This window comes from Bradyrhizobium sp. BRP22 (assembly GCF_020194175.1).
In the GTDB taxonomy this organism is placed as follows: Bacteria; Pseudomonadota; Alphaproteobacteria; order Rhizobiales; family Xanthobacteraceae; genus Bradyrhizobium.
On sequence record NZ_JADYVX010000031.1, the window covers coordinates 73,728 to 97,080 of the forward strand.

13 protein-coding genes and 2 pseudogenes are annotated in these 23,353 nt (G+C 59.1%); 9 read left to right on the forward strand and 6 right to left on the reverse strand.

All coding sequences use genetic code 11. The features are described from left to right. Nucleotides 1-97 precede the first annotated feature (97 nt). On the forward strand, nt 98-1,096 hold the full coding sequence (locus I6F35_RS30000) for a nodulation protein NodZ (RefSeq protein WP_275945514.1): 999 nt from the start codon (nt 98-100) through the stop codon (nt 1,094-1,096). Nucleotides 1,097-1,667: 571 nt separating this feature from the next. Continuing rightward, complete coding sequence (gene nolL, locus I6F35_RS30005) at nt 1,668-2,780, forward strand: nodulation factor fucose acetyltransferase NolL (RefSeq protein ID WP_225121240.1); 1,113 nt, start codon at nt 1,668-1,670, stop codon at nt 2,778-2,780. A gap of 132 nt (nt 2,781-2,912) precedes the next feature. Here the strand turns inward: nolL and I6F35_RS30010 are convergent. The 5 genes and pseudogenes from I6F35_RS30010 to I6F35_RS30030 all read right to left on the reverse strand — a co-directional run. Beyond that, nucleotides 2,913-3,234, reverse strand: a pseudogene (locus I6F35_RS30010) (transposase domain-containing protein); the annotation flags it as partial. A gap of 84 nt (nt 3,235-3,318) precedes the next feature. After that, nucleotides 3,319-4,983: an IS66 family transposase gene (locus tag I6F35_RS30015; protein ID WP_225121241.1), complete on the reverse strand. Its 1,665-nt coding sequence runs from the start codon at nt 4,981-4,983 to the stop codon at nt 3,319-3,321. A 46-nt stretch (nt 4,984-5,029) separates the two neighbouring features. Next, nucleotides 5,030-5,377, reverse strand: coding sequence for an IS66 family insertion sequence element accessory protein TnpB (gene tnpB / locus I6F35_RS30020; protein ID WP_225121242.1), 348 nt, complete (start codon nt 5,375-5,377; stop codon nt 5,030-5,032). Then, nucleotides 5,374-5,745: a transposase gene (locus I6F35_RS30025; protein WP_225121243.1), complete on the reverse strand. Its 372-nt coding sequence runs from the start codon at nt 5,743-5,745 to the stop codon at nt 5,374-5,376. Before I6F35_RS30025 ends, tnpB begins: the two co-directional genes overlap by 4 nt. A 305-nt stretch (nt 5,746-6,050) precedes the next feature. Continuing rightward, nucleotides 6,051-7,013 (reverse strand): sulfotransferase, encoded by a 963-nt coding sequence (locus I6F35_RS30030; protein WP_346283216.1) that lies wholly within the window; start codon nt 7,011-7,013, stop codon nt 6,051-6,053. Between the two features lie 1,157 nt (nt 7,014-8,170). Between I6F35_RS30030 and I6F35_RS30035 the strand changes: the two genes are divergently transcribed. The 7 genes and pseudogenes from I6F35_RS30035 to I6F35_RS30065 all read left to right on the forward strand — a co-directional run bounded on the left by I6F35_RS30035 (nt 8,171) and on the right by I6F35_RS30065 (nt 19,323). Then, nucleotides 8,171-8,695, forward strand: coding sequence for a VirK family protein (locus tag I6F35_RS30035; protein WP_225121244.1), 525 nt, complete (start codon nt 8,171-8,173; stop codon nt 8,693-8,695). Nucleotides 8,696-9,147: 452 nt separating this feature from the next. Then, nucleotides 9,148-10,965, forward strand: coding sequence for an NEL-type E3 ubiquitin ligase domain-containing protein (locus I6F35_RS30040; RefSeq protein WP_225121245.1), 1,818 nt, complete (start codon nt 9,148-9,150; stop codon nt 10,963-10,965). A gap of 665 nt (nt 10,966-11,630) precedes the next feature. Further along, nucleotides 11,631-12,467 (forward strand): SDR family oxidoreductase, encoded by an 837-nt coding sequence (locus I6F35_RS30045; protein ID WP_225121246.1) that lies wholly within the window; start codon nt 11,631-11,633, stop codon nt 12,465-12,467. 225 nt (nt 12,468-12,692) lie between these two features. After that, the gene (gene nifA / locus I6F35_RS30050; protein ID WP_225121247.1) at nt 12,693-14,507 is read left to right on the forward strand and encodes a nif-specific transcriptional activator NifA; all 1,815 of its coding nucleotides are present in this window, start codon (nt 12,693-12,695) and stop codon (nt 14,505-14,507) included. Nucleotides 14,508-15,061: 554 nt separating this feature from the next. After that, nucleotides 15,062-15,904, forward strand: a complete 843-nt coding sequence (locus tag I6F35_RS30055; RefSeq protein WP_225121248.1) for an electron transfer flavoprotein subunit beta/FixA family protein — start codon at nt 15,062-15,064, stop codon at nt 15,902-15,904. A gap of 434 nt (nt 15,905-16,338) precedes the next feature. Next, nucleotides 16,339-17,627: pseudogene (locus I6F35_RS30060) on the forward strand (FAD-dependent oxidoreductase). An 814-nt stretch (nt 17,628-18,441) separates the two neighbouring features. Then, the gene (locus I6F35_RS30065) at nt 18,442-19,323 is read left to right on the forward strand and encodes an FkbM family methyltransferase (RefSeq protein WP_208830418.1); all 882 of its coding nucleotides are present in this window, start codon (nt 18,442-18,444) and stop codon (nt 19,321-19,323) included. Between the two features lie 636 nt (nt 19,324-19,959). Here I6F35_RS30065 and I6F35_RS30070 read toward each other — a convergent pair. Continuing rightward, on the reverse strand, nt 19,960-21,318 hold the full coding sequence (locus I6F35_RS30070; protein WP_225121249.1) for an MFS transporter: 1,359 nt from the start codon (nt 21,316-21,318) through the stop codon (nt 19,960-19,962). Between the last annotated feature and the right edge of the window lie 2,035 nt (nt 21,319-23,353).

Below are 23,353 nucleotides of genomic sequence, written 5' to 3' on the forward strand. Positions count from 1 at the left end.
GGGCTAGCATCACGATCACGGAGGACAGCACCGGGCAGCCATACGTAGAGTTTTCCGCAACGTCCTTCGAAGCGGTTCCCATAACGAGGAAGCACAAATGATTGTGGGTAGGTCAATGAATGACCGGTTTGTTGTTTCGCGACGACGTACTGGTTTTGGTGATTGTCTATGGTCGCTGGCGTCAGCCTGGCGCTATGCGCAGCGGACGGGGCGGACGCTAGCCATCGATTGGCGTGGCTCGTGCTATCTCGATCAGCCCCTTACGAACGCCTTTCCGGTGTTCTTCGAGCCAATTGACGACATAGCTGGCGTGCGGGTGATTTGTGATAACGAGATCAACCAGCTCTCCTTCCCGGGCCCCTTCTTCCCATCATGGTGGAATAAGCCCTCAATCGACTGCGTTTATCGGCCAGATGAGCAGATTTTCCGAGAACGTGATGAATTGGGTGAGCTTTTCCAAGCCGAACACGACATTGAAGCCAACACTGTGGTGTGTGATGCTTGTTTGATGTGGCGCTGCGATCAGGACGCCGAACGACAGATATTTCGAAGCGTCAAACCGAGGTCTGAAATTCAAACCCGGATTGACAGCATCTATCGGGAGCACTTTGAAGGGCGCAGCATCATCGGCGTTCATGTTCGGCACGGCAACGGCGAAGATATAATGGGGCACACGCCCTACTGGGCCGATCCGGAGCTTGCCTTGCGGCAGGTATGCACCGCCATCGAGAAGGCCACAGCACTACCACGTTCAGCGCCGGTGATGGTGTTCTTGTGTACGGATAGTGCGCAGGTGGTCGATAAGCTATCGGCTGTATTTCCTGATCTTTTCACGATCCCAAAGCACTTCCAGGCGGATCAGGCCGGGCCATTACATAGTGCAGCACTCGGAGCCGACGGCGGTATTTCAGCTCTCGTGGAGATGTATCTCCTGGGGCGATGCGATACCGTGATTCGTTTTCCGCCAACTAGCGCTTTCACGCGCTACGCCAGCCTCTTCGCGCCACGTGTTATTGAGTTCGATTTGAACGATCCGGGTCGTTTGATCTTGATTGATGAATCCTGCGAACGTCACCGGCCGTCATGGAGCTTGTAAGCGGCGCGGTCGTCGAGCATTGGGCCGCCCTTCTTTGCGTTGGATCTCTTCGTGCTGTCGGAACTCGTTCATTCCTGTAGGTTCAGAACTGCGAAAAGACTTGGCTGTACGATCGCCGTCGAGCAGCCGATCCCGGCCTTGCAGCGAGCCTCAAACACCTCTTGGTTGGCGCACACTGCAGCGCGTCCGCTCGGTTCAGCAAGCCATCGAAGTGCGGTAGAACTTACATGGCTCAACCTTCGTACAGCTGGTCCCTTCTTTATCGATAAGGCCAACTTCCCTACGATCGAGAACCACGATCATCAGTCAGGTATCGGCAGCCGTAGAGTAGAGATAGAAAATGCCCCACCAACGCAGAACGGATCGATCGCGGGGTGCAAGCTGCGGCGGCGAAGCTTTTCATAATAGGGTGACCGGCAGGCGTATGCCTATGTTCGGCAGCTCGGCCTATCTCTCTTGAGATGGTCCTTGCTCTCTCCGGTATAACCGGCCACGTGGCGGCGGTGCTTGGCAGCAGCGGGTTGTTCCCGCCAAACGGGTGTCCAGCTCACATGTCGAGGGGTTTGATACATTGCCAAATGTAGTTGGGTCGACTGCGCGCGGGCAGCGCACGCCAGAGGCAAGCGATCGAGATCTAGGATTAGATTTCGCGAAAGGAGTCCTCATCATTTTGGTGATCGTCGGTCACCTGATCCAATATGTCGTCTACCGTGGTGAAGGCTTTTGGGAGTCGCCATGTTTCAAATGGATCTATATGTTCCACATGCCACTCTTTATGGCGATATCCGGATATCTTTCTTGGCGAGCACTCTTGCGAAAGTCGTTCACGCGAGCCGTCGGTGATCGTGCGCTGCAGCTCTTGGTGCCCATGCTGTTTTGGTACGCTCTCCTGGAGGCAGCCAAGTTGGTCCTATTTGACCCGTCTTCCAGCGGACCAAGCAGCGTTTTGCAGTTTCTAACCGATTCCGCCGGCACATACTGGTTCATTTGGGCTGCTTTTGTTTCTTTCCTTCTCGTCAAAATTCTTTCGATTTTCAGCCATTGGTCACCCCGAACTTTATTTGTATCGGTCGTACTAGTCGCGCTTGCACCTATGACATTTTCCATATCACCACTCATAAAGTATACTTACCCGTTTTTCTGCTTCGGGGTCTCGTTTGCTCAGTCGAGAGACCGCTGGACGAGCATAACGTCATCTCACAAGCCGCTCGTAATCATCTTTCTCTGCATAGCCGCTTTGGTGTGCTTTCTAGTCTGGCGCAAAGACACTTACATCTACAACAATCTCGCCGTAGTGCACGATATGCAGTCGGCAAAAAACGTAACTCTGATGTTTTTTGGCTCCGCAGTGGCCTCAGCGATCGTTTTCGAGCTCGTCCTCCAATGCTGGAAGATCGGCCGCTCCAATCGAGTGACTAACTTTGTCGCAGTGCAACTGGGACAGAGCACGCTGCTGCTTTACCTGATCCAAGGTACGGTCTTTCGTCTCATGGATTCGATACAGTACGGAGAACTGTGGGGTCTCACGACTAGGTTGGCCGTGGCGGGCATTCTTGGGGGAGGGATTGTTGCCGTCGCGCTGATAGTGCGCTACATCGTGCGCGACATTCCCTATCTATCTCAGCTCGTTCTTGGAGCGCCACCACGCTGCGCTTGTCTAAAGAGTCAGTCGGCGGATAATTAGCTGCAGCGGTGATTTGAATTCGGCGCCAGTCAGGATACTTATAGCTCATTGGAGAGCCCGACTCCTGGTCCGTCTTCTCGCAGCCTCTGCTAGCGGCTGTAATGACGCCATGGACCTTGTTGACGTGGGTGGTCATCCCGCTCGGGCGCAGATCGCTGATGCTGGCGTCCAATTCCAAGGCAGAAGTTCGTCCAGCCGATGAGCCGGATGGGTGGCGATTCAGGCGAGGAATCCCGTAAGCTACCTGCGGCTCGATGCCGTTCATTCTCGCCGCGACGATGAGGCTGTCCAAAGCTGCGGAGCACCGTCTTCCGCAACCATATCCGCAGAACAGGCAGGATTTTCGTCCAAGAGCGATGCCTCGCAAGGTCAATTCGGCGGCATTGTTCCAGAGACGCACGCGTCCATCTTCCAGGGACAGCGTGAAGCTCGCCCATGGCTTCAGGATATAGTGTACGCATACGACGAGGACCGCCAGATTGGCACATGCGCGTGAGAGTGGTGAGCTCTATGATGGCGTTGCGTGCAGGCGTGAAGGTCAGGCGGCCTGCTGATCGGCGGGCTTGTCGGCTTTGCGCAGGAGCCTCCATTCCCAGGGCAGCAGTTCGTGCAGGCGCGATGCGGGAAGATCGGCGATCCGGGCGAGGACGTCGGCGAGCCAGGCTTTAGGATCGACGTCGTTGAGGCGACAGGTCGTGATCATCGTCAGCATGATGGCGGCACGGTCGGCACCACGCTGGCTGCCGGCGAAGGTCCAGTTGCGCCTTCCCAAGGCAATGCCTCTCAATGCGCGCTCAGCACAATTGTTGGTCAGGCAGATCCTGCCATCGTCGAGGAAGCGGGCGAAGTCGTCCCAGCGCCTGAGCATGTAGTTCATAGGCTTCAGGACCTCGGAGGAGCGCGAGAGGGTTTCTCGCTCGCGGAACAGCCAGTCGTGCATGTCGTCGAGCAGCGGCTTGCTCTGCTTCTGGCGCATGGCACGCCGCTCGTCGGCGCTGCGGCCGTTGATGGCGCGCTCGATCTCGAACATCGCATCGAGACGTCTGACGGCCTCCAGTGCGATCGGGGAGACCGGTTTGCCCTTGCGGCCTTCCCTGGCATTTCTCTCGATGTCGGCCAGCTCGAAGAAGCCCCGCCGCGCATGGGCCAGGCAAAATGCCGGCGTGATCGGCATCGCTTTCTTTTGCGGGTCGAACAACGGCTCGAAGCCGCTATAGCAATCCGCCTGCAGAATGCCGGCGAAGGCGGCCAGATGCTTCTGGGGATGCTCGCCCCGTCGGTCGCCCGAGGCGTAATAGATCGCCGCCGGCGGCGCAGGCCCACCGTAGGGCCGATCGTCGCGTACATAGGTCCAGATCCGGCCGGTCGTGCACTTGCTCTTGGCCAGGATGCGGATGGTGGTGTCGTCGCCATGCAGGCGCTCGGCCGACAGCGCATGGCGCTCGATCAACTGGAAGAGTGGCATGACGGCGAAGGTTCCGTGGCCGACCTGGTCAGCCAGCGTCGACAACGGCAGGTCGATCCTCTCGGCCTTAAAGCGCACACTCTGGCGGTTGAGAGGGATATGCATGCCGAACTTGTCGAACAGGATCGTCGCCAGCAATTGCGGTCCAATGAAGCCGCGCGGCGTCGCGTGGAACGGCGCCGGCGGCTGGCTGATCTTCTCGCAATCGCGGCAGGTGAACTTCTCGCGTACTGTCTCGATCACCTTGAAGCGACGCGGGATCTCCTCCAGCGTCTTGGTCACATCCTCCCCGATCTTCGCCAGCCGAGATCCACCGCAGCAGGCGCAGCTCGTTGGAGCCTCGATGACGACGCGCTCGTGTTCGATGTCGTCCGGCCATGGCTTGCGAACCGGCCGCTTGCGCATGAAGGGGCGGACGTTCTGCGTCTTCGCCGCTGCGGCCTGCGCGGCAAGCTCATCCTCGCTCGCCGTGGCGACGAGGTCCTCGAGCTCCAATTCCAGCTGCTCGATCAGCCGCGCCGTGCGCTCGGAGCGCTGCCCGTGCAGTTCGCGTTTGAGCTTCTCGATCCGCAGCTCGAGATGCGCGATCAGCGCCTCGTTGTCCGACAGCTCCGCCCGCGCGTTGGCGGCATCCGCCACGGCCACATCGCGTTCAACCTGCAACGCCTCACGCTCGGCCAGCAGCGCCATGTAGGCACTTAAAAGATCCGATGGAAGCTCGTCCGGCTTCGATGTCATGAAGCCATTGAATCAGATCAAGCAGCAGAAGCAAACCGTAAAACGACTATCCGATCCGCGTCGGACGGTGGGTTTCTTGAGGGTTGCGCCAATCGATCCCGGACAACAGATAGCTCAACTGCGCGGGCGAGATCGTTACCGTTTCACCAGCAACCGATGGCCAGATGAACCTCCCTCTCTCGAGTCTTTTGGTGAACAGGCAGGCTCCTTGGGAGTCATGCCAAATCACCTTAAGCAGGTCTCCCCTGCGACCGCGGAAGCAGAATACATGGCCGCCCAGCGGGTCCTTGCGAAGCACTTCCTGAACCTGAAGCGCCAAGGAGGGGAATCCTCTGCGCATATCCGTGTAGCCCGTCGCCAGCCACACCCGCACGCCAGTCGGGATCGGGATCATCGGCGCTCCAGTCCGCGAGCAATTCGAACGACCGCCTCGACATCCGCGCCGGGACCAAAGACCACGCGCACCCCCTTAGGGCTCACGATTTCGATCCGGCCAGCCTCGACAGCTTCCTTCGTTGGCGGCATGCTCGGCTCAACTATCGCAGGGACGAATGTCGGGCCGATCGAATCTTCTCCAGCCGGACGATGAGAAGCCAAAACCTTGCGCCAACTCAGCAGAAGCTGACGTGAGATCCCGTAGCGGCGAGCGGTCGCCGAGACCTGTCGCGGCCCCGAGAAGCTCTCCTCCACGATCCTGACCTTCTCCGCACTCGTCCAGCGTCGTCGCCGACCGGTCTCAACCACATCCATGCGGCTCAGCACCGCACTGTCCTTATGTACGTCCATAAGGACAGTCAGCTACGCAGCCGACATTTTCACAAGGCGGTGCTGCTCGGATGCGTACGATATAGTTAGACGCCTGCCAGGTCGTGACCGCGAGAGCCTTGGCGAGCTGTTCGCGCATATACCCGTTCGTGGCTGAATGTGCCTTCCGCGCGCTGGCTTTGCCAGTGGCTAAACCCACGCGCCCGTCGTCCCGCAACGTCTTTACAGGGCTCCAAAGCGGAGGAGGGGTGCTCTTAAGTGCAGACAATATTGTTTAGCGCGCACGCCGCTTGAGCTCGTTGCTAGACGCGGCGCAAATCCCACCACGTTCGAAATACCTGACGATACTGTTCCGTTACAGCCGGACCTCTATCCACGATCCCGGCTTGCTGAACGTAGCGAAGTTCCTGCTCATAACCGAGCTCTATCAAAAGCTCGGCGCCGAGTGCATCCGTTATTGCTTGCATCTCTCGCATGCTCAGGTCGGTTTGCCAGGTGTGGAGTGAGCGGCCATCGACGGCCTTTCTCTCCAGGATCTTACGATCCCCAAAGCGACTGGACCTGAGATAATCCGGCTGCCCCATGGTCGCCGACGCAATGCTGGTCGGATCGTGGCCGAGGGCAGCGATCACGCGCCGGACTTCATCGTCCGGGCGCGCCACCAACGTTTCGTACCTCACCACTTCCGTCTGCCGCCTATTTGGGTGCGCGGCAAGTGTAGGCAGGCCCAGAACGAGATCGGCGAGAGAAGATGCGATGTCGGGTGGCAGGCTGAGCACGAGGTCGGAGAGAGAAGATAGGCTGGCAGGCGGCCAGCTTTCTGGCAGGAGCGGGATGCCCCACGTCGATTTTAGTGAAGCGGCAACAGCGTAGGGGTTACGTAATAGAAGGATGTGTGGCGCTTCCGGATAGAGCGAATCCAAAAAGTCGAGCACCATCCAATAACGCGGCGTCTTGTCTATGAGGGTACGCTTGCCCCCTGCTGTCAGGTACTGGCCGTAAGCTGCATCGGCAAAAGCGCGGCTGACGATGGTACGATCTATTCGGCCCAAAAACTCGGATGTTGCGTCCTGAATCAGCGATGACCCTGCTGGGTGACGGTGGTCCACCCTGCCAAATGCCTCAACTGCCAGCATTAGCCAGGGCTCAGGCGGCGCCATCACGTCTGGGTGCTGCTGGAGCAAATGCGCCAGCAGGGTCGTGCCCGAGCGGGGCAGGCCGAGAAGAAAGCAGACCGCAGGCGGATGGTTAGCATCCGGCTTCACGATTTTATCCTCCGATACCTGGGCAACGCGAGCGGCCGCCCGAAACTCCGCCTATCCGGCCGGCGGCCGTGCCGTTCCACATGTGAGCGCGGAGCGCCGTGATTGAGAAGGACTTCTCCTGCATCTTGATCATCTGAGTGCTATGGAACTCGAGCCATTTTTGGCTAAATGGCAGAAGCCCTGGCAGCTTTGATCGGCACCTCCAGGTGGTTAGGGAAAGAAAGGGCGAAATCGAGGGTTCATTCAATTGTACGGAGTTAAGCCGCATTCAGGGTTTGGATACGTCCAGATTATACGTTCAGGGTCTCGATGATCCAAATCTGCTCGTGACGCTCAATGTATCCCTTCGGCGGCGGCCGCTTTGTGAGGCTCGGTCGTTTTTCTGAGGACGTGACCTTCAGTCTAGCTTTAACGTCATTTGGCCAATCCTGGTGAAGGTATTGGGGCGCTGAATGTCGAGGGCGATGGAAGTTGCGAGGGGAAGCTTGGTCTTGTCAAAGAGATCCTTGTAAGCTGGCGAGACTCTTCTGCTGCATTGCCCGGCATGGATTGGCTCAAAGCCAGCTGTTCATCTGGCGCCAGCGGCCGCGCCCAGCATGGCCTAAGCGATGAGGCGTTCCGGCTCTCGTTCCGGTGGAGATCACTCCTACGCCGGCTTCAGCGTCGATGTGTATGCCCGCAGGCACCGCCATCGGCTGCTGCGAAGCGTGCAGGGGGCCAGAATAATCGAGATCGAACTTGCTGGCTGTCGCGTGCGCGTTTAAGCGGGAGGTGAGGCGCGTGACACGCTGGCTGGGATGAGGTTGAGATAGCAAACGTTAGCGGCGCCCATGCTATCAAGGCGAATCGTAGCTGTTAGCTATGGCATTCCAGGCGCATGGCAAAAAAGATAGCACTCTCGGCGCGATGTGCAGGCGAGATCCCTCGTCTCCCGCTGTCATTCTGGCCAGTTAGGATGGGGAGGAATTCCGAAGGCTTTCGACGTGTGCTGCCTTTGCACAGGCCTACGCCGCCTGGCCCATCACATGGCAGACTGGTAACCCGCCATTATTAAGAGTTGTCGATGCGGATTGTATCGGTGCATTGTCAATCCTTCCGACACTCGTCAGCTTGTCGACAGCTGCACGTGCTGTGATCGCCGAAGGCGAACGTGCCTGATGTCTGGAGTCGAAGCTGTTAGGAAATACGACATCCGGCAAGCGTTTCGCGCGGCCTGTGATTCGTATTCGGGAGGAAAGCATATGCGGTTCAGTGGCGGACGCCTGTCGATTCTGTTGTCCTTGCCTTTGGTTGTAAGCCTGAACACGATCACCAAAGCCGATGAGCCATCGCCGAAATACACTGAGGTACTCAGTGCGCTGCAAGCCGGCAAAAATGTGAAACTCATACTTGACCTGAACCACTGCACCACCGCGGATGGCGGTAAGCCTGGGCCGGCGGTGCAAGGCGGGCTGGTTATCAGTGCCTTCAGGGTAACCGCCCAGAATGGCATCAGCTTCGCCAATGCGCATCAAACGCTAGACGGCGCGGGACATCGGGTGACGGAATACATTCGCCACAGCCTGAGCCGTGAGGGCAAGCTTACGGTGCGGGCCTCAAAGCTCGTCGCCGACGCGGCCGAAGCCGTGAACCAGGGCGAATTCGTCTGCGAGCTGCCCGATGGTGCGAAGTTCATCTGGTAATCGGAAGCATTGCGTACGGGCCAGACTGTCACCGCTTTCCTTCAGTCGACCACTGACTCTGCAGCTTCGAGAGATCTCGATGGGTTTCCATCGGCACATTATGAGTCTTCCGAGGCTCGTCAGTTTATCGACAGCTAAGTCTTATAGCATGAGATACTGTCTATCTGGACTGGGAGATCTGGCTCGATCTGCTGAGGGGAGAACGGGAGGATTTGGTGTAAGCAAAATCCCTTTCGGTAACCGCAGATTCTGTCCGGATGCACTAATTAGGTCTGGCTGCAACTGTCCTTGTAGGCGAGTGGCGCAGCGTGTTCGGCGGTTCTGGGGTGGCGACCGCGCGCCGTCATAGCCTGCTTGCTCGTTAGTGTGATCACCATCCGGACTGAGAGCTACTGCCTTACAGAAGCAAGGCTCCTGCGCCTCCTTTCATTTGGCTACTGAAGAGATCATCGATGAATGCAGAACGCGCCCAGCTTGGCGCTGGTACTCCTTCCGAGACTTCCGAACCCGAAACCTCCGAACCGGGGTCCCCGGGTGCGGCGCAGTGGCTCGAAGCGTTGACGGAGGCGCCCGCCGCCGACCCTGCGTCGTCACAGGACCAACTCCTCGCTGGTTGGGCTGCCGCAGAGGGGCAAGGCGAACACGAGGATCGGCAAGAGGCGGTGCGTCGAACGACGGCTTGGCGGGAGGCGGGCGATCTCGATGAGCCGCTCGATCTATCGTCCCTGTCCCTGACCGCCTTGTCGGCCCCCCTTCTGCCTGAGCTGCGGCGCCTGAACGTCAATAACAATCAGCTCACCAGCCTACCTGAGCTTCCAGCCGATCTGCAGCGGCTCAGTGCCAGCAACAATCGCCTGACCAGCTTGCCCGAACTTCCAGCCGGGCTCCGGCGGCTCTACGCTGTCAGCAACGGGCTGACCAGCCTGCCCGCAGATCTGCCGCCCGGGCTTCGGCGCCTGAACGTCGATAACAACCAGCTGACGAGTCTGCCCGGCACTCTTCCGGCAACACTTCAGGAGCTGGATGCCAGCGGCAACCGGCTGACCAGCCTGCCCGAGCTTCCAGCGGGGCTCCACCGCCTGAACGTCGACTACAATCAGCTGACCGATTTGCCCGAGCCTCTTCCGGTCGAGCTCGAATGGCTCAGCGCCACCAACAACCAGCTGACCAGCTTGCCCGACCCAGTCCCTGCCGAGCTGCTATGGCTCGGCGCCAGCAACAATCAGCTGACCCGTGTGCCCGAGACCTTGCTGACGCAGCTCGGCCGCGAGTCCAGCGTTGATCTGGAAAATAACCCGCTGCCCGAGTGGTTGCAGACCAATCTGCTGACAGCCGTGCACGCCGGGGACTATGCCGGACCGCAGATCTTTTTGCCTATGGGCCAGGTAGCGGTCGAAATTCAGCCGCGGCCCTTGCATGAGGTTGTCGCGGACTGGCTCGAGGGCGACCCGCAGATGGTGGCTGCCTGGGAGGGGTTCGCTCGAGAGCCGGGAGCTCAGCACTATGCACGCTTCCTCGACAGGCTCCGTGGCACCGTGAACTATGGCAATGATGCGTTCCGGCACGCGGTGGGCGACGATCTGCGTCAGGCGGCGGCGAGGCCGCGATTGCGCGAGCAGTATTTCGCACAGGCCGTCGGTGCGAGCGAGAGCTGCGAGGATCGCATCACTTTGACTTGGAATGGCATGCAGACCGCGCGCCTGAACGCTGATGTCAAGGACGGGACCTATGACGGCCGGCTCGACGAACTGCTCCAGCAGGGCCGTGTGATGTTCCGCTTGGAGGCGCTGGACCGGATCGCGCGCGAGACGGTAAACTCGCTCCGCCGCGCCGACCCGGACGCCGAGATCGACGAGGTCGAAGTCTATCTTGCCTACCAGACTCAGCTGCGCGACCGCTTGGAGCTGCGGCACGTCGCGCCGGACATGCGCTTCTTGAACGTCTCTCACGTGAGCGAACAAGACATTGCCAGGGCTGCGAGATCGGTGCGGGACCAGGAGGCCACAGGATTCAGGGACTATTTGCTAACGCGCTGGCAACCTTGGGAGACGGTGCTGCGGCGCATCAGGCCCGAAATGGAGGACCGGCTCGTCAATGCGATGGGCGAGGAGTTTCAAACTCGCCTGGATCGGGGTCTTGCCGAGCGCGGCTTGACAGGCGACCCCGATGCCGAGCGGGAGCTCGGAGCCCAGATTCGCAGCGACATCGCCCGCGACATCAATGGTGAGCTGACGCGCGATGTGCTCAGACCGTATGGCCTCGAGCCGTGAAGCGCCCGTTCACGCGAGTACTCGTCAATCGCTGATTCCACTCGGCCGTCGCCGCGCTCGATTGTGCGATCAAGTTGAGAGATATGTCTGCCTGACAGCTCCGCCGCAGCAAACCCGAGCTAACCGACCGTGTGCCCCAATATCGCCATGCTCAAGAAGACCGGGATGGCGGAAGCCGCCCTGAAAAACGCTTGCTGGTGAGGCGCGCTGCCGCGGATCCTGAGACCTGGTTCGATGCCGGAATGATGGAGTGGAATGACATGGCCCGAAGTCCTGTTCTCCGGAGGGACGGCTTACTTAACAGCAGCACCTCATTGCGGCGCATCGAACGGTGCGAGAGACAACTAAACGAACTCGCCGGCGGCTCTGATATGCGCGCAATTCAGCTGACGGATATTGTCCGACCGCAACAGCGCTCCCTAGCACTAGGGAGCAACAACGGAGCACAAATGGGTAGTGCTGCGCACGTCTTGCGGAACGCAAAATGGGCTCGTGCAATAGCGTTTGGTACTGTCCAAAAGCAAACGCACCTGACGTCTGGTAGCAGCCAAGCTGTTGCGAGTACGACATTGGCCCGCAAAACGCGCGGAGCGGTCTTTTGCGTCGCAGTGGCCCAAATCCTGCATCGCGTTCGCGATTGAGGGCAAGAGAATGAGAGGCGCGTTTTGAGTCTCGATCTGAGAAACCACGATGCAGTCGCCGGCCCATCGTCGGCGAACGAGGTGAGCTGTCCGTTTCACACCGACAGAGCCCGCATCGAGCAGGGAGAACGGAAGACGCTGGTGCTGACAGGGGCGTCGCGCGGCATCGGTCACGCCACCGGAAAGTTGTTTTCGGATGCGGGCTGGCGCATCATCTCTTGCGCGCGCCGGCCGTTTGATGGTCGGCAGTGTCCCTGGGAGGCAGGTGCCGACAACCATGTCCCGGTCGACCTCAGCGACCATCGCATGCTGCCGCGCGCCATCGCCGAGATTAAGGAGCGCCTCGCCGGCGCACCATTGCACGCCTTGATCAACAATGCTGGCATTTCGCCGAAGACGCCAAATGGCACACGACTGACGTCTTTGACGACGTCAGTTGAAACCTGGATGAAAGTGTTCCACCTCAACCTGGTGGCGCCGATCCTGCTCGCGCAAGGCCTGTTTGACGAGCTGAAAGCAGCGTCAGGATCAATTGTCAATGTGACCTCGATCGCAGGCTCGCGGGTGCACCCGTTTGCCGGCAGCGCCTATGCGACCTCGAAAGCTGCGCTCGCCTGTCTCACGCGCGAAATGGCGCACGACTATGCACCGCATGGCATTCGCGTCAATGCGATCGCGCCCGGCGAGATCAAGACGGACATTTTGTCGCCGAACACGGAAGCGCGCCTTGTACCAAATATCCCGCTGCGGAGAGTGGGCACGCCCGAAGAAGTCGCGAAGGTCATCTTCTTCCTATGCTCGGATGCAGCAAGTTATGTCACGGGCACCGAGGTGCCGATCAATGGTGGCCAACACCTGTGACTTTTTGAAGCTGGAGCAAGACCAATCGCAGCTGATTTGACCTACATCAACCCAACTCCTGCTCCTCATGAATCCGCGGGGCGAAGCGCAGAGAAGTAGCAGATCAAAGCGCTGTGAATTGTATGTCGTGAATTTAATGTCGTGCGGCGCTGCAAGTTATCTTCGTGCCATGTAAGAGAGTTATCTCTTGCGGTCACCTGAAATTGGCGCGAGATTGAGGAAGACATGCAACCCAATATTCGTAAATCCGAACAGGGCGCCAGGGAGGATCACAACAACGGAGACGTCGTCATGCTGCATATCCCCTCCGTATGCGAAAGGCATAACTCAGACTCCGAGACCGACCACGCGGCCCCTATCGTGCCATCGCACGAGAGCGCGATCATGGGCATCTTCGAAATATCGAAAGTGCTCACCGCCCCCTGCCGGCTCGAAGTCACGCTGGCCAACGTCGTCGATCTTCTGCAATCGTTTGTGCAGATGCGACACGGTATCGTCTCTCTGTTCCACGATGATGGCGTGCCGGAGATTACCGTGGGCGCCGGCTGGAGCGAAGGCAGCGACGAGCGCTACCGGATGCGCCTGCCGCAGAAGGCGCTGCAGGAGATCGTGGCGTCGGACATGCCGCTCGTCGCGGAAAACGTAGCAGTGCATTCGGCCTTCAGTGCTGCGGACATTGAGGCGCTCGAGGCCTCCGACGAGGTGCGAGTGTCGTTCATCGGCGTCCCCATCCGTATCGATGCGAATGTCGTCGGCACGCTGACGATCGACCGAATTCTGGACGACGCCTCCAGCGTCCGGCTCGACCACGACGCACGGCTGCTCACCATGATCGCCAACCTCGTGGGGCAGACGGTGAAGCTGCATCGGCTGTTCGCGTCTGACCGCGAGCGGCTGATGGCGGAGAAGGACCGCCTGCAAAAGCAACTGTGTGAGCTCAAGCAGCCAGCACGGGAGCGCAAGAAGGTCCATGTCGAGGGCATCATTGGGGATAGCCCGGCGCTGCGGGAGCTGCTCGAAAAGATCGCGGTGGTGGCCAAATCAAACAGCACGGTGCTGTTGCGCGGCGAGTCCGGTACCGGAAAGGAGCTGGTCGCCAAGGCGATTCATGAGCGATCAGCGCGCGCCAAGCGTCCGTTCATAAAGCTCAACTGCGCGGCGCTCCCTGAGACGGTACTGGAATCCGAATTGTTCGGCCACGAGAAGGGTGCCTTTACCAGCGCGTTCAGCTCCCGCAAGGGCCGCTTCGAGCTCGCCGACAAGGGGACGCTATTTCTGGACGAGATCGGCGAGATTTCGGCCGCGTTCCAGGCAAAGTTACTGCGCGTGCTGCAGGAGCAGGAATTCGAGCGCGTCGGCGGCAACCAGACCGTTAAGGTCGACGTTCGCGTGATTGCCGCCACCAATAAGAACCTGGAGGAGGCGGTGGCAAGAAAGGAGTTCCGCGCCGACCTCTATTACCGTATCAGCGTGGTTCCCTTGCTGCTGCCGCCGTTGCGCGAAAGGCGCGGTGATATTCCGCTGCTCGCCACCGAGTTCCTCAGAAAGTTTAACGGCGAGAACGACCGTAACCTCGCCTTCGATAGCAGTGCGATTGAAGTGCTGATGAACTGCGGTTTTCCCGGAAATGTGCGCGAGCTTGAGAATTGCGTGCAGCGGACCGCGACCCTTGCACCTGGACCATCGATCGTAAGAGACGACTTTGCCTGCTGCCACGGCCAGTGCCTTTCCGCAATGCTGTGGAAAACCGGATCGGACGAGGTGGCGCCGCGGCCGATCGTGCCAGTGCCGATTAAGCCTGCCACGCCGCCGGCTGATGCGGCTATTCCGGTCCCGCCTTTCGGCGGCGACCTGGCTCCGTTGGCACCAGCCGGCGCATCCCTCGTAGGTGGTGCGAAGATCACAGATCGCGAGCGTGTCATCGCGGCCATGGAAAGGTCCGGCTGGGTGCAGGCGAAGGCCGCGCGCCTGCTTGGGCTGACACCGCGCCAGATTGGCTACGCCTTGAGGAAATACGGTGTCGAGATCAAGCGTTTCTAAAAGGACTTGGCGCGCGTCGGGAGCGTGACCATCGCCGGCGCGGCCGCTGCCATCACTACGGCGTGAGTAATGTCGCAATCACCATCAGCTCACGCCGGATTACAGTCTGCGAGATCGTCGACCGCGTTCAATGCCAAGCCAGCGTCCGGCTCATGTCGGCAACCACCGCGCGCTGCGAGCGTGCCAAGGGAACGCCGTGTACCTGATGGTCGCAGGCGCCGCCGCAAACTTGTTAAGATACCGCGCTTGCTCCTGGTGATGCGAAAGCCTCGTCGGCTGCAAAATCAGCTCAAGCCTTCTTCCTTATGGCGGTATCCCGAGGAAACGGATCCGTTTTGGGCTACCCGCTTTGATCCAGATCAACGATAAATTAAGCCGCGCGAGCCGAGCTGTCGTAGTCACGACCAATGTCGCAATTCCGTCGCCGCAAACGTCCGGCGCGGGTGAGATGACGCTTCCCAAAAGCGTTGTATCGCTGCCTGCTGTTGGAATTCGCGCAGTGGTACGACACTTGCTGTTCTCTTCGCCAGCCATTGCAACGTCTGGAGAAGCATATGCACAACGTCGTCTGCATCAAGCAGGTCCCCGACTCCGCGCAGATCCGCGTGCACCCCGTGACCAACACGATCATGCGTCAGGGCGTGCCGACCATCATAAATCCATACGACCTCTTCGCGCTCGAGGCCGCGCTTGAGCTGCGCGATAAATTCGGCGGCGAGATCACCGTCCTTACGATGGGGCCGCCGTCGGCCGAGGACTCGTTACGCAAAGCGCTCACCTTTGGCGCCGATCGCGCCGTACTGCTCACCGATCGCTGCTTCGCGGGCGCCGATACGCTGGCGACGAGTTACGCACTGGCGACCGCCATCCGCAAAATCGGCAAGGAATATGGCCCGCCGGACCTCATCTTCACCGGTAAGCAGACCATCGACGGTGACACCGCTCAAGTTGGGCCCGGCCTCGCGAAGCGGTTAGGTGTGCTGCAGCTCACCTACGTTGCCAAGATCAGGGCCTTGGATATTGCCGCACGCACAGTCGAAGCGGAACGGCGCTCCGAAGGTGGCGTGCAGGTGCTCCGCACCAAGCTGCCGTGTCTCATCACCATGCTCGAGGCAACCAACCAGATTCGCCGCGGCGCCATGGCGGACGCGTTGCGTGCGGCCCGGGCGCCGATCGAGAAGTGGAGCGCGCAGCAGGCTGGCGTCGAGGATATCTCCAAATGCGGTCTGAAGGGCTCGCCGACTGTCGTTAAGCGTGTATTCGCGCCGACCGCGCGCGCTGAGAAGGCGGTGCTGGTAGAAGCCGCCGAGGAGCCGGCCGAAGCATTGATCGACGCGATTTTCAAACGCCAGCCCAAGCTTGAGACCGATCTTGCGGCACTGGCCCGCGATGCCTGATCTGAAGAGTCTCGATGATGAGCGACCTGACAAGAGCTCCCGCATCACCTGTAGGAGGCGCCGGCAACGCCTGTCTGGGTCTTCATCAAACTGGAGCGAGACTAGTGCAATCAGTCCCTTTGGAGCCGAAGCTGAAAGTTGATCCCACGCGGGTCGTGATCGGTCCGCAGACAAAGGCAACGCGCAGCGCCCGAGGTGGAACTCTGCCACGGCGCCGACCTTCTATCTGGTTGCGACAACATGCTCGCAGATGGCCGCAGCGAGTCCGACACCAAGGCCTTGACCGGTTTTGTCAACACCTCCGAGCCGGACATCCTGTTGTTGGGGAGCACGATCTTGGTCGTGATCCCGCCGCCCCGTCGTCCCCTGCGGGCGACCGCGTTGCAATCGAGGGTACGTTTGAGAACATGCGCCATTGAAAAAGGGAGAGGCCCATGATCGAAGAGAGGTTTGATGCGATCGTGGTTGGCGCCGGAATGGCCGGCAACGCGGCGGCCCTGAGCATGGCTAAGCGCGGCATGAAGGTGCTGCAGCTCGAGCGCGGCGAATATTCCGGATCAAAGAATGTGCAGGGTGCAGTTGTTGATGCGGACATCGTTGAGCAATTGACGCCAGAATTCCACGAGAATGCCCCTTCGAGCGCCTTGTCGAGCAACGCTTTTGGATAATGGAAAGCCATTCCCATATCGGGCTGCGCTACCGCTTCAACGATTGCAACCACGAGCGACCGAACCGGTACATCGTTATCCGATCCCAATTCGACAAATGGTTCTCGTGCAAGGTGAAGGAGGCCGGCGCCACCGTCTTGTGCCAGACTACCGTTACGGAGCTCGCGCAGAACCGCCGTGGCCGCGTCATTGGTGTGCGTACCGACCGGCAGGACGGCATCATCCGCGCCGATGTCGTGGTGCTCGCCGAGGGCGTCAATGGCTTGCTCGGAACGTGTGCGGGCTTGCGCGAGCGGCCGACGCCCGAGCAAGTTGCGCTGGAAGTGAAGGAAATGCACCTGTTGCCGCGCGAGACCATCGAAAACCGTTTCGGCATCAAGCGCGACGAAGGGATCGTGATCGAGGCGACGGGCACCATCTCGGACGGGATGACTGGTATGGGTTTCATCTATGCGAACCGGGAGTGCATCTCACTGGGCATCGGCTGCCTCGTCTCCGATCTCCAGCGAACAGGCGAAACGCCTTACGGGCTGCTGGACCGCTTCAAGCGTCATCCCTCGGTGGTGCCACTCATCGACGGCTCAGAGCTCAACGAATATTCCGCGCACCTCATCCCGAAACGCGGCTACAACACCATACCCCAGCTCTACGGCAATGGTTGGGTGGTGATCGGCGATGCCGCCGAACTCGACAGTACGAGCCAACGCGGGCGTTTGAACGTTGCGATGATCTCTGGGAAAATTGCCGCGGAGGCGATCTTTCGTGTGAAGTCGCGCGGCGGCCGCTGCACGTCGAATAGCTTATCGTTGTACAAGAAGCTGCTGAATGAGGCGTATCAGGATCTAAATAAGAAAGATATTCCGGCGCTGATGCATACCCAGCCGGACAACTTGCTCCTTACCTATCCGCAGCTTGTCTCCAAAGCGATCCAGAACTTCGCTCGCGTTGCCGGTGGGCGAGTGGCGGAGGAGACGAACGCGCAATCAAGGTCCTCAGGCGATGTGTGGTCATGGATCGGACTGTTCGGCGATGGGTTCCGCTTCCCGCGCGCCTGACGTAAGAGTAGTACCTTTAGCGAAAACATGGACGCCAGAATAGGAACTTCGAGGAGTCGGTTGCGCATTTGCGACAAGCTGTTCCATAGCCGGTATTTTGGCCGTCGTCGAACGCGTGTACATCGAAAGGGGCGACGTCACGAGAGGCCGCCAGTGCGTCGGTCGCTCCTGTTGAGAGCTGCTGCCACGCCGCTATTGTCAAACATCAAGGTCATGCGGACCGGACCGCTGACTGTCGCATCGCATGCGGCCCTCCGGATCGGCGAGCCCACCTACGAGGTCGGCCGTCAAGAACTCAGCGCACACAAAATCGGCTCTACGCTTTAAATGTTTGGGGCCCGGCAGAAACAGGGCGTCAGGGTAGTGTTATGGATGCTCCCTCAACTCCAACCGTGCCGGTGCCTGGCTGATCTTCTCGCAGTCGCGGCAGGAGAACTTCTCTCCGCACCGTCTCGATTTGGTTGATCCGATCATAGCCGCGCTCCTCGCTTGGGGTGACCCAAACGCGATGACTCTCGTCGAATTGTCACCCAGTCGACCTTTTGGGTTTGAGTATGTTTCGCGCAAGCGCGTGGCGTTTGCCGCGACGCCTCGCGGCGGATTGAAGCCCAAATGTGGCCACCCGAAGATGCAGCTCGCTCGGGGCAGATGCAACGAGGCGCTCCGAGAGAGCTTGATCCTCACGTGGCGTCAGGTTGTAGGTTTGGAAAAAGCGATGACAAAAGCGCCACCCGCCCAGACGCGTATGGCTCATTAGCAAATCAACCTAACCAAAGATATCGAGCTCGCCTGCACGTGGTCTTGGGGATCCACTATGATTGCGATGAAGACCGCCCGCTTCCTTGGCAAATATGCATTAAGTGATCCGTTCAAGCTTGCAGATATCGTACGACGACGCGCCATCGAGCAATTTTCATCGGCGCCGTCGCGCATTGCAATAACGCACTTCAATGGTGTGCAGTACGAGCTCGATATGTCTCTTCATCGCATGATGAAGAAGTACTTCTTTCATACGCACGAAATGTTCCTCGAGCGCATTTTTGAGCGGTGCCTGCCCCCTGGTACGATCTTCGTCGACATTGGCGCCAACTGCGGCTACTGGTCGGCCTACGCCGCATCCTTGGTTGGCCCGACCGGCGAGGTGCATGCGTTTGAGCCTGTGCCGCAGTATTTCAGGCTAATTCGGCGGCTCGCACAGCTCAATCCCGCTTATCGGATCCTTGCTAACCAGATCGCCTGCGGCGCGCGAAGCGAAAGGCTCTCCATGGCGGTCGTTGCGCCGCGTGCGAACAATTTCGACAATTACGACACGAACATTGGATCGAGCTCATTGGCCGCCGGCTTTCTTGATCATGTCCGCGAGCTCACCGAGGCTATCGCCGTCAGCGTGATTCCCTTTGACGCTTATGTGCGTGAGCACAATCTCGATCTCGATCGCATAGGCCTGATAAAGATCGACGTCGAAGGTTTTGAATCTGCGGTGTTTGATGGCATGTACGAGGTACTCGCACATGACGGTCGCAAGGTGCCGATTCTATGCGAAATCCTTACCGATCGCACCCGCGCCGCGCCGCTCGACGGCCGGATCATTATCGAGCGTTTGGAGGCTTCCGGCTATCGATGCCTCGATGCCACGCATTTGCGGCCGATTAATCGGAATGCACTCGGCTTCGAAGAAAACATCTTCTGCTGCTGATTACTGCGCATTGGCCGACCATTTTGCCCCGTCTAGCGCCCTGCGCGATCGCGTCATCATGGGAACGTGGTCTCTTGGAACTGGTATCAGAGCGTCGCTCACGCTGCTTGAGCGCAATTAGCCCATCCGCCCAAAGCGGCTTGACTAGGGCCGTCGCCGTATGCGCCGCCAAGATGGGTAGCCCAATTTTTCGCCACAATTGGTCAACTCGGAAAGCTTTGGGTAGCTGTTTGGCGGCTCTGCCGAACGGCAGGAGGTATGATCGGTACGTTAGTCATCTCGCCTGAACGGAGATTGGCCTAGCTCAAAACAACTCCATGATCTGCGTCTAGCCCTGAATACCGGTCCTTTAGTGCCTGAACTCCAATGATGAACTGTGCAGAGCGACGAAGTTGTTGTCATTCAACTCCCGATCAAGCGAGCGTTGCGGGAGCGCTTATCACACGGGGGTGACGAGTTCGGTGATCATGGTGGTGGAGGGGGATTTACTACTGAACGACACAGCTCTCGTCGTCCGAAGGGCACCTTGTGTTAAAGGTAGTGCGACCGTACTTGAGCCCTGCCAGCGACGAATGCTGGCAGGGCACGGAAGACAAGGTGCACGTGATGTCACACAAGGTCGATAGTTCACCCGGCTCAGCGGTTCAGAGTGCCGGCGAGTGCGGTGTGGCTTGCACCGCTCTCAGGTCGCGACGGCTTTGCAACTCTCGACGGCTTGGCTGTCCCGGGATAGACAGTGAGTGCCGCGATGATGCCGAGCACGGCTGCGAGCATCAGCCAGAATCCGGGTGAAGCCTTGTCATCGGTCCGATCGATCAGCCAAGTCGAGGCGAGTGGCGTAAAAGTGCCAAACAAGGCGGCCGCGAGCGCGAACGCCAGGGAGAAGCAGGTTGTGCGCACATGCTTCGGCACGATCTCGACAAGAGCGCCTAGCATAGTGCCGCTATAGATACCGAAGTAGAACGAGAACATCATAGCCACAACCAGCATCTTGCCGAAGGTGGGCGCGCTCACCAGCCAGTGCAATGCTGGATAAGCGGTCACTAACGCAAGGCTCGCGATGGCGAGCAGAACCGGCTTGCGGCCGATTCGGTCAGATAGCGCCCCGCCAATTGGATTCCAGATGAAGTTGGTCACGGCGACCAAAAGCGTCACCAACAGCGCGTCCTGCGAGGAGAGCTTCAACACGTTCTTGCCGAATGTCGGCGTGTAAACGGTGACGAAATAGAATGTCGTTGTGGTCAGGATCGCGATCATCATGCCCAGGATGACGATGCGCCAGTTCGCGAGTGCCGAGGCAAAGACCTCGCTGGCAGTGGGATGCTTCTTCATCGCCAGAAATTCCGGCGTTTCCTCCAACGTCCGGCGGAGGAAGAAGATAAGCGGAATGATGAGGCAGCCGAGAAAGAACGGGATTCGCCAGCCCCAGGTAGCCACTGTTTCTGCCGGCATCGATTCGTTCAAGACGTAGCCCACCATCGCTGCGACAAAGATCGCGACCTGCTGGCTCGAGGACTGGAACGAGGTGTAGAAACCGCGCTTACCAGGGGTTGCGATCTCCGACAGGTACACTGAGACGCCGCCGACTTCGACGCCGGCCGAAAAGCCCTGCAGCAACCTTCCAAGCAGCACGATGATGGGGGCGGCAACGCCGATTGTTGCGTAACTCGGACAGAAGGCAATGATCACGGTGCCGACCGCCATGATTGAGAGTGTGACGATCAGGCCTTGCCGACGGCCGATTTTGTCGATATAGGCCCCGAGGACGATCGCGCCGACGGGACGCATCAATGCGCCCAGCCAGAACACGCCGAAGGTGTTGAGCAGCGAAGCGGTTTCGCTCTCAGACGGAAAGAACGCCTTCCCAATGGCGTTGGCGTAAAAGCCGAATAGAAAAAAGTCGAACTGCTCGAGGAAATTGCCGCTCGTTGCGCGCAAAATCCCGCCGATGCGCGATTTGACCGTTGCTGCGTGCGGGATGAATGTTTGTGACACTGTGAGTTTCCTCCCCGTCTGAGATGGCCGGTTGCGAAAACTCTCACGCCAGCCTCGCTGTGATTTCGGGCCGGGAAGCCGCCGTGATGGACAGCTCCGACCGACCCGTAAGCGCCCTATCTTTTCGGCATATTTTCGGCAACTGCTGCACGGTGCAAAGATTTTCGGGTCTTGTTGCTCAGCGACAAGCCAATCGCAGATTAAGCGGAACTACATTCGATCTTGTGACGCGCCTATCCACGTCAGTGAAATCGACAGGGCAGCACCGGTGAGCAGAGCGACCAAGAATCGAACGCAACATGCGCCGCATCTTTGCGCGTCGGGAGCAACCGACGACTACTGCAACCGCGACGGTCATCGAATTGTGCGGCACACCAATGTTTCGGGTGCTGTGACTATGTCATCCGTATCCTAAGAGAAGCGCGAGATCGACAAGGCGAGTTCGCCTTTCCCTTCGGCATCAGAGATGTCTAATCTTGGGCGGCGGCAGTCAGCACCGGCACGGCTGTCGCGGCTTCGCCTGCTAACCGCACAATCAATATCCCTTGCGGCATTGGTAATGGATATCGCCAGAACATCCGGTCTTTCGTCCAACTAAAGGCTGTGAAGTTTTGGAATGTTCCGCTGTTGGTCCCACCGCGAGTGGCTAACGAGCGTAACAAGATCAACGCTGAAGCCATCGGCGAATCGGCAAGTTTCGGCAGCTACCGCCGCTATGGCCGTTGTCATGCCGTTATAGACCGGCTTGAGCTTATGGCCTTACCCAACACCGCCAGCCCGGAAAGCAGTATTGCGGCGCGCTTTCACCGCCCGTGTTCCGTTGCTCGTGCATGTTTGAATTCACACGACAACTGCCGCGATTCTTGGGGCGACCCGCTGGTCCGACGACTGAAAGAAAAAAGTTGGTCAGACAGCTGTTGAAACCATCAATTGGGATCCGTCGAGCAGCATCTCGCCAAGCTCGATCCCCTTGAAGGTGATACTTGATCGAAAAGAGGTGAAGCGGAATCGAAATGATATCGGAGGCGTTAGTTGTGCGCGCTACCGCTCGAGCGCGCTTGAAGTGCGCCGTCATGGCGAGTAGCTGGGAGCCCGAAGCGCCTCCAATTCTTACTACACCTTATTGGCGAGCGTTCCGGTTCTCTTTCGGTGACCGTTGCTTCCTAGCGCCGTCTGCTCCCCTTCATCGCGACTCTCCGTTGTCCGCGAGCGGCAGTCGGACTGAAATGACGAGCTGAGGGCGAACGCAATCGCGGCTCCGGATGACCGCAAATTCTCCTGTGCGCAGGTCAGGTTTACGTCAGGTGCAGGTGATATGTTCGATGGCAGAGCGCGTACGATTGTTAAAAAAGCCGATCTGCGTTTGCCGGCTATGTGAGTCGCGCGTCATCGGTGCGGCGTAGGAGTGTCGCTATGAGGTATCGAAACAAAGCCGTTTAAGGTCGCGGCGGCGGCACCGCGTACCTTATGTTGCGATCGGCGCATTCTCGATTGCATGGGAGGTGAATTTGACGGGGATTGACCGGCGTGGGAATGCGCCCAGTGGACCAGACGCGCACTGGTCCCGTGCTGAATCGGATCTCGGCGATGGAAGAGACGGTTCGGCGTTTCGTTCTGTCGTGCAGGGCTTGCGCTCTGAAACTCAAGATTTAGGGGGCTCGTCCGCTCCAAGGCCACCTTCGGTCGGCGATGTCCGGGGCCGTACGTCAGCCGATCCGTTCGTTGATACGCGCGACGGCCGCCTCGGTTTTCGCGATTTGCCGCATCGCGGCGCCCCAAATCGAGAAGAAAGGTCGTCGCGTTCCGGTGCCGAGGGCCGTAGTGCCGATCGGTTCAGCAGTTCACAACAAAGTTCCCGTTCCTCGCATAGACGATCGGCATCTGGCTCGGAGCGCGTACCAAAACGGCGGCACCTGGATAATGTCCCCGCGCAGCAAAGGGCGATCTCAGAGCAGCAATCAAACGCAGCTCACGATGCGATCTATTTCGCCCGCGACATCGTTGGATTCTCGTGTGCAGTGGTTGAGTATGACAG

What these genes read in the sequence shown, in the direction of transcription:
- I6F35_RS30040 (WP_225121245.1), top strand. Translation starts at nt 9,148, where the DNA reads ATGAATGCAGAACGCGCCCAGCTTGGCGCTGGTACTCCTTCCGAGACT.
- nifA (WP_225121247.1), top strand. Translation starts at nt 12,693, where the DNA reads ATGCAACCCAATATTCGTAAATCCGAACAGGGCGCCAGGGAGGATCAC.
- I6F35_RS30035 (WP_225121244.1), top strand. Translation starts at nt 8,171, where the DNA reads ATGTCTGGAGTCGAAGCTGTTAGGAAATACGACATCCGGCAAGCGTTT.
- I6F35_RS30015 (WP_225121241.1), bottom strand. Translation starts at nt 4,983, where the DNA reads ATGACATCGAAGCCGGACGAGCTTCCATCGGATCTTTTAAGTGCCTAC.
- I6F35_RS30000 (WP_275945514.1), top strand. Translation starts at nt 98, where the DNA reads ATGATTGTGGGTAGGTCAATGAATGACCGGTTTGTTGTTTCGCGACGA.
- I6F35_RS30065 (WP_208830418.1), top strand. Translation starts at nt 18,442, where the DNA reads ATGATTGCGATGAAGACCGCCCGCTTCCTTGGCAAATATGCATTAAGT.
- tnpB (WP_225121242.1), bottom strand. Translation starts at nt 5,377, where the DNA reads ATGATCCCGATCCCGACTGGCGTGCGGGTGTGGCTGGCGACGGGCTAC.
- I6F35_RS30055 (WP_225121248.1), top strand. Translation starts at nt 15,062, where the DNA reads ATGCACAACGTCGTCTGCATCAAGCAGGTCCCCGACTCCGCGCAGATC.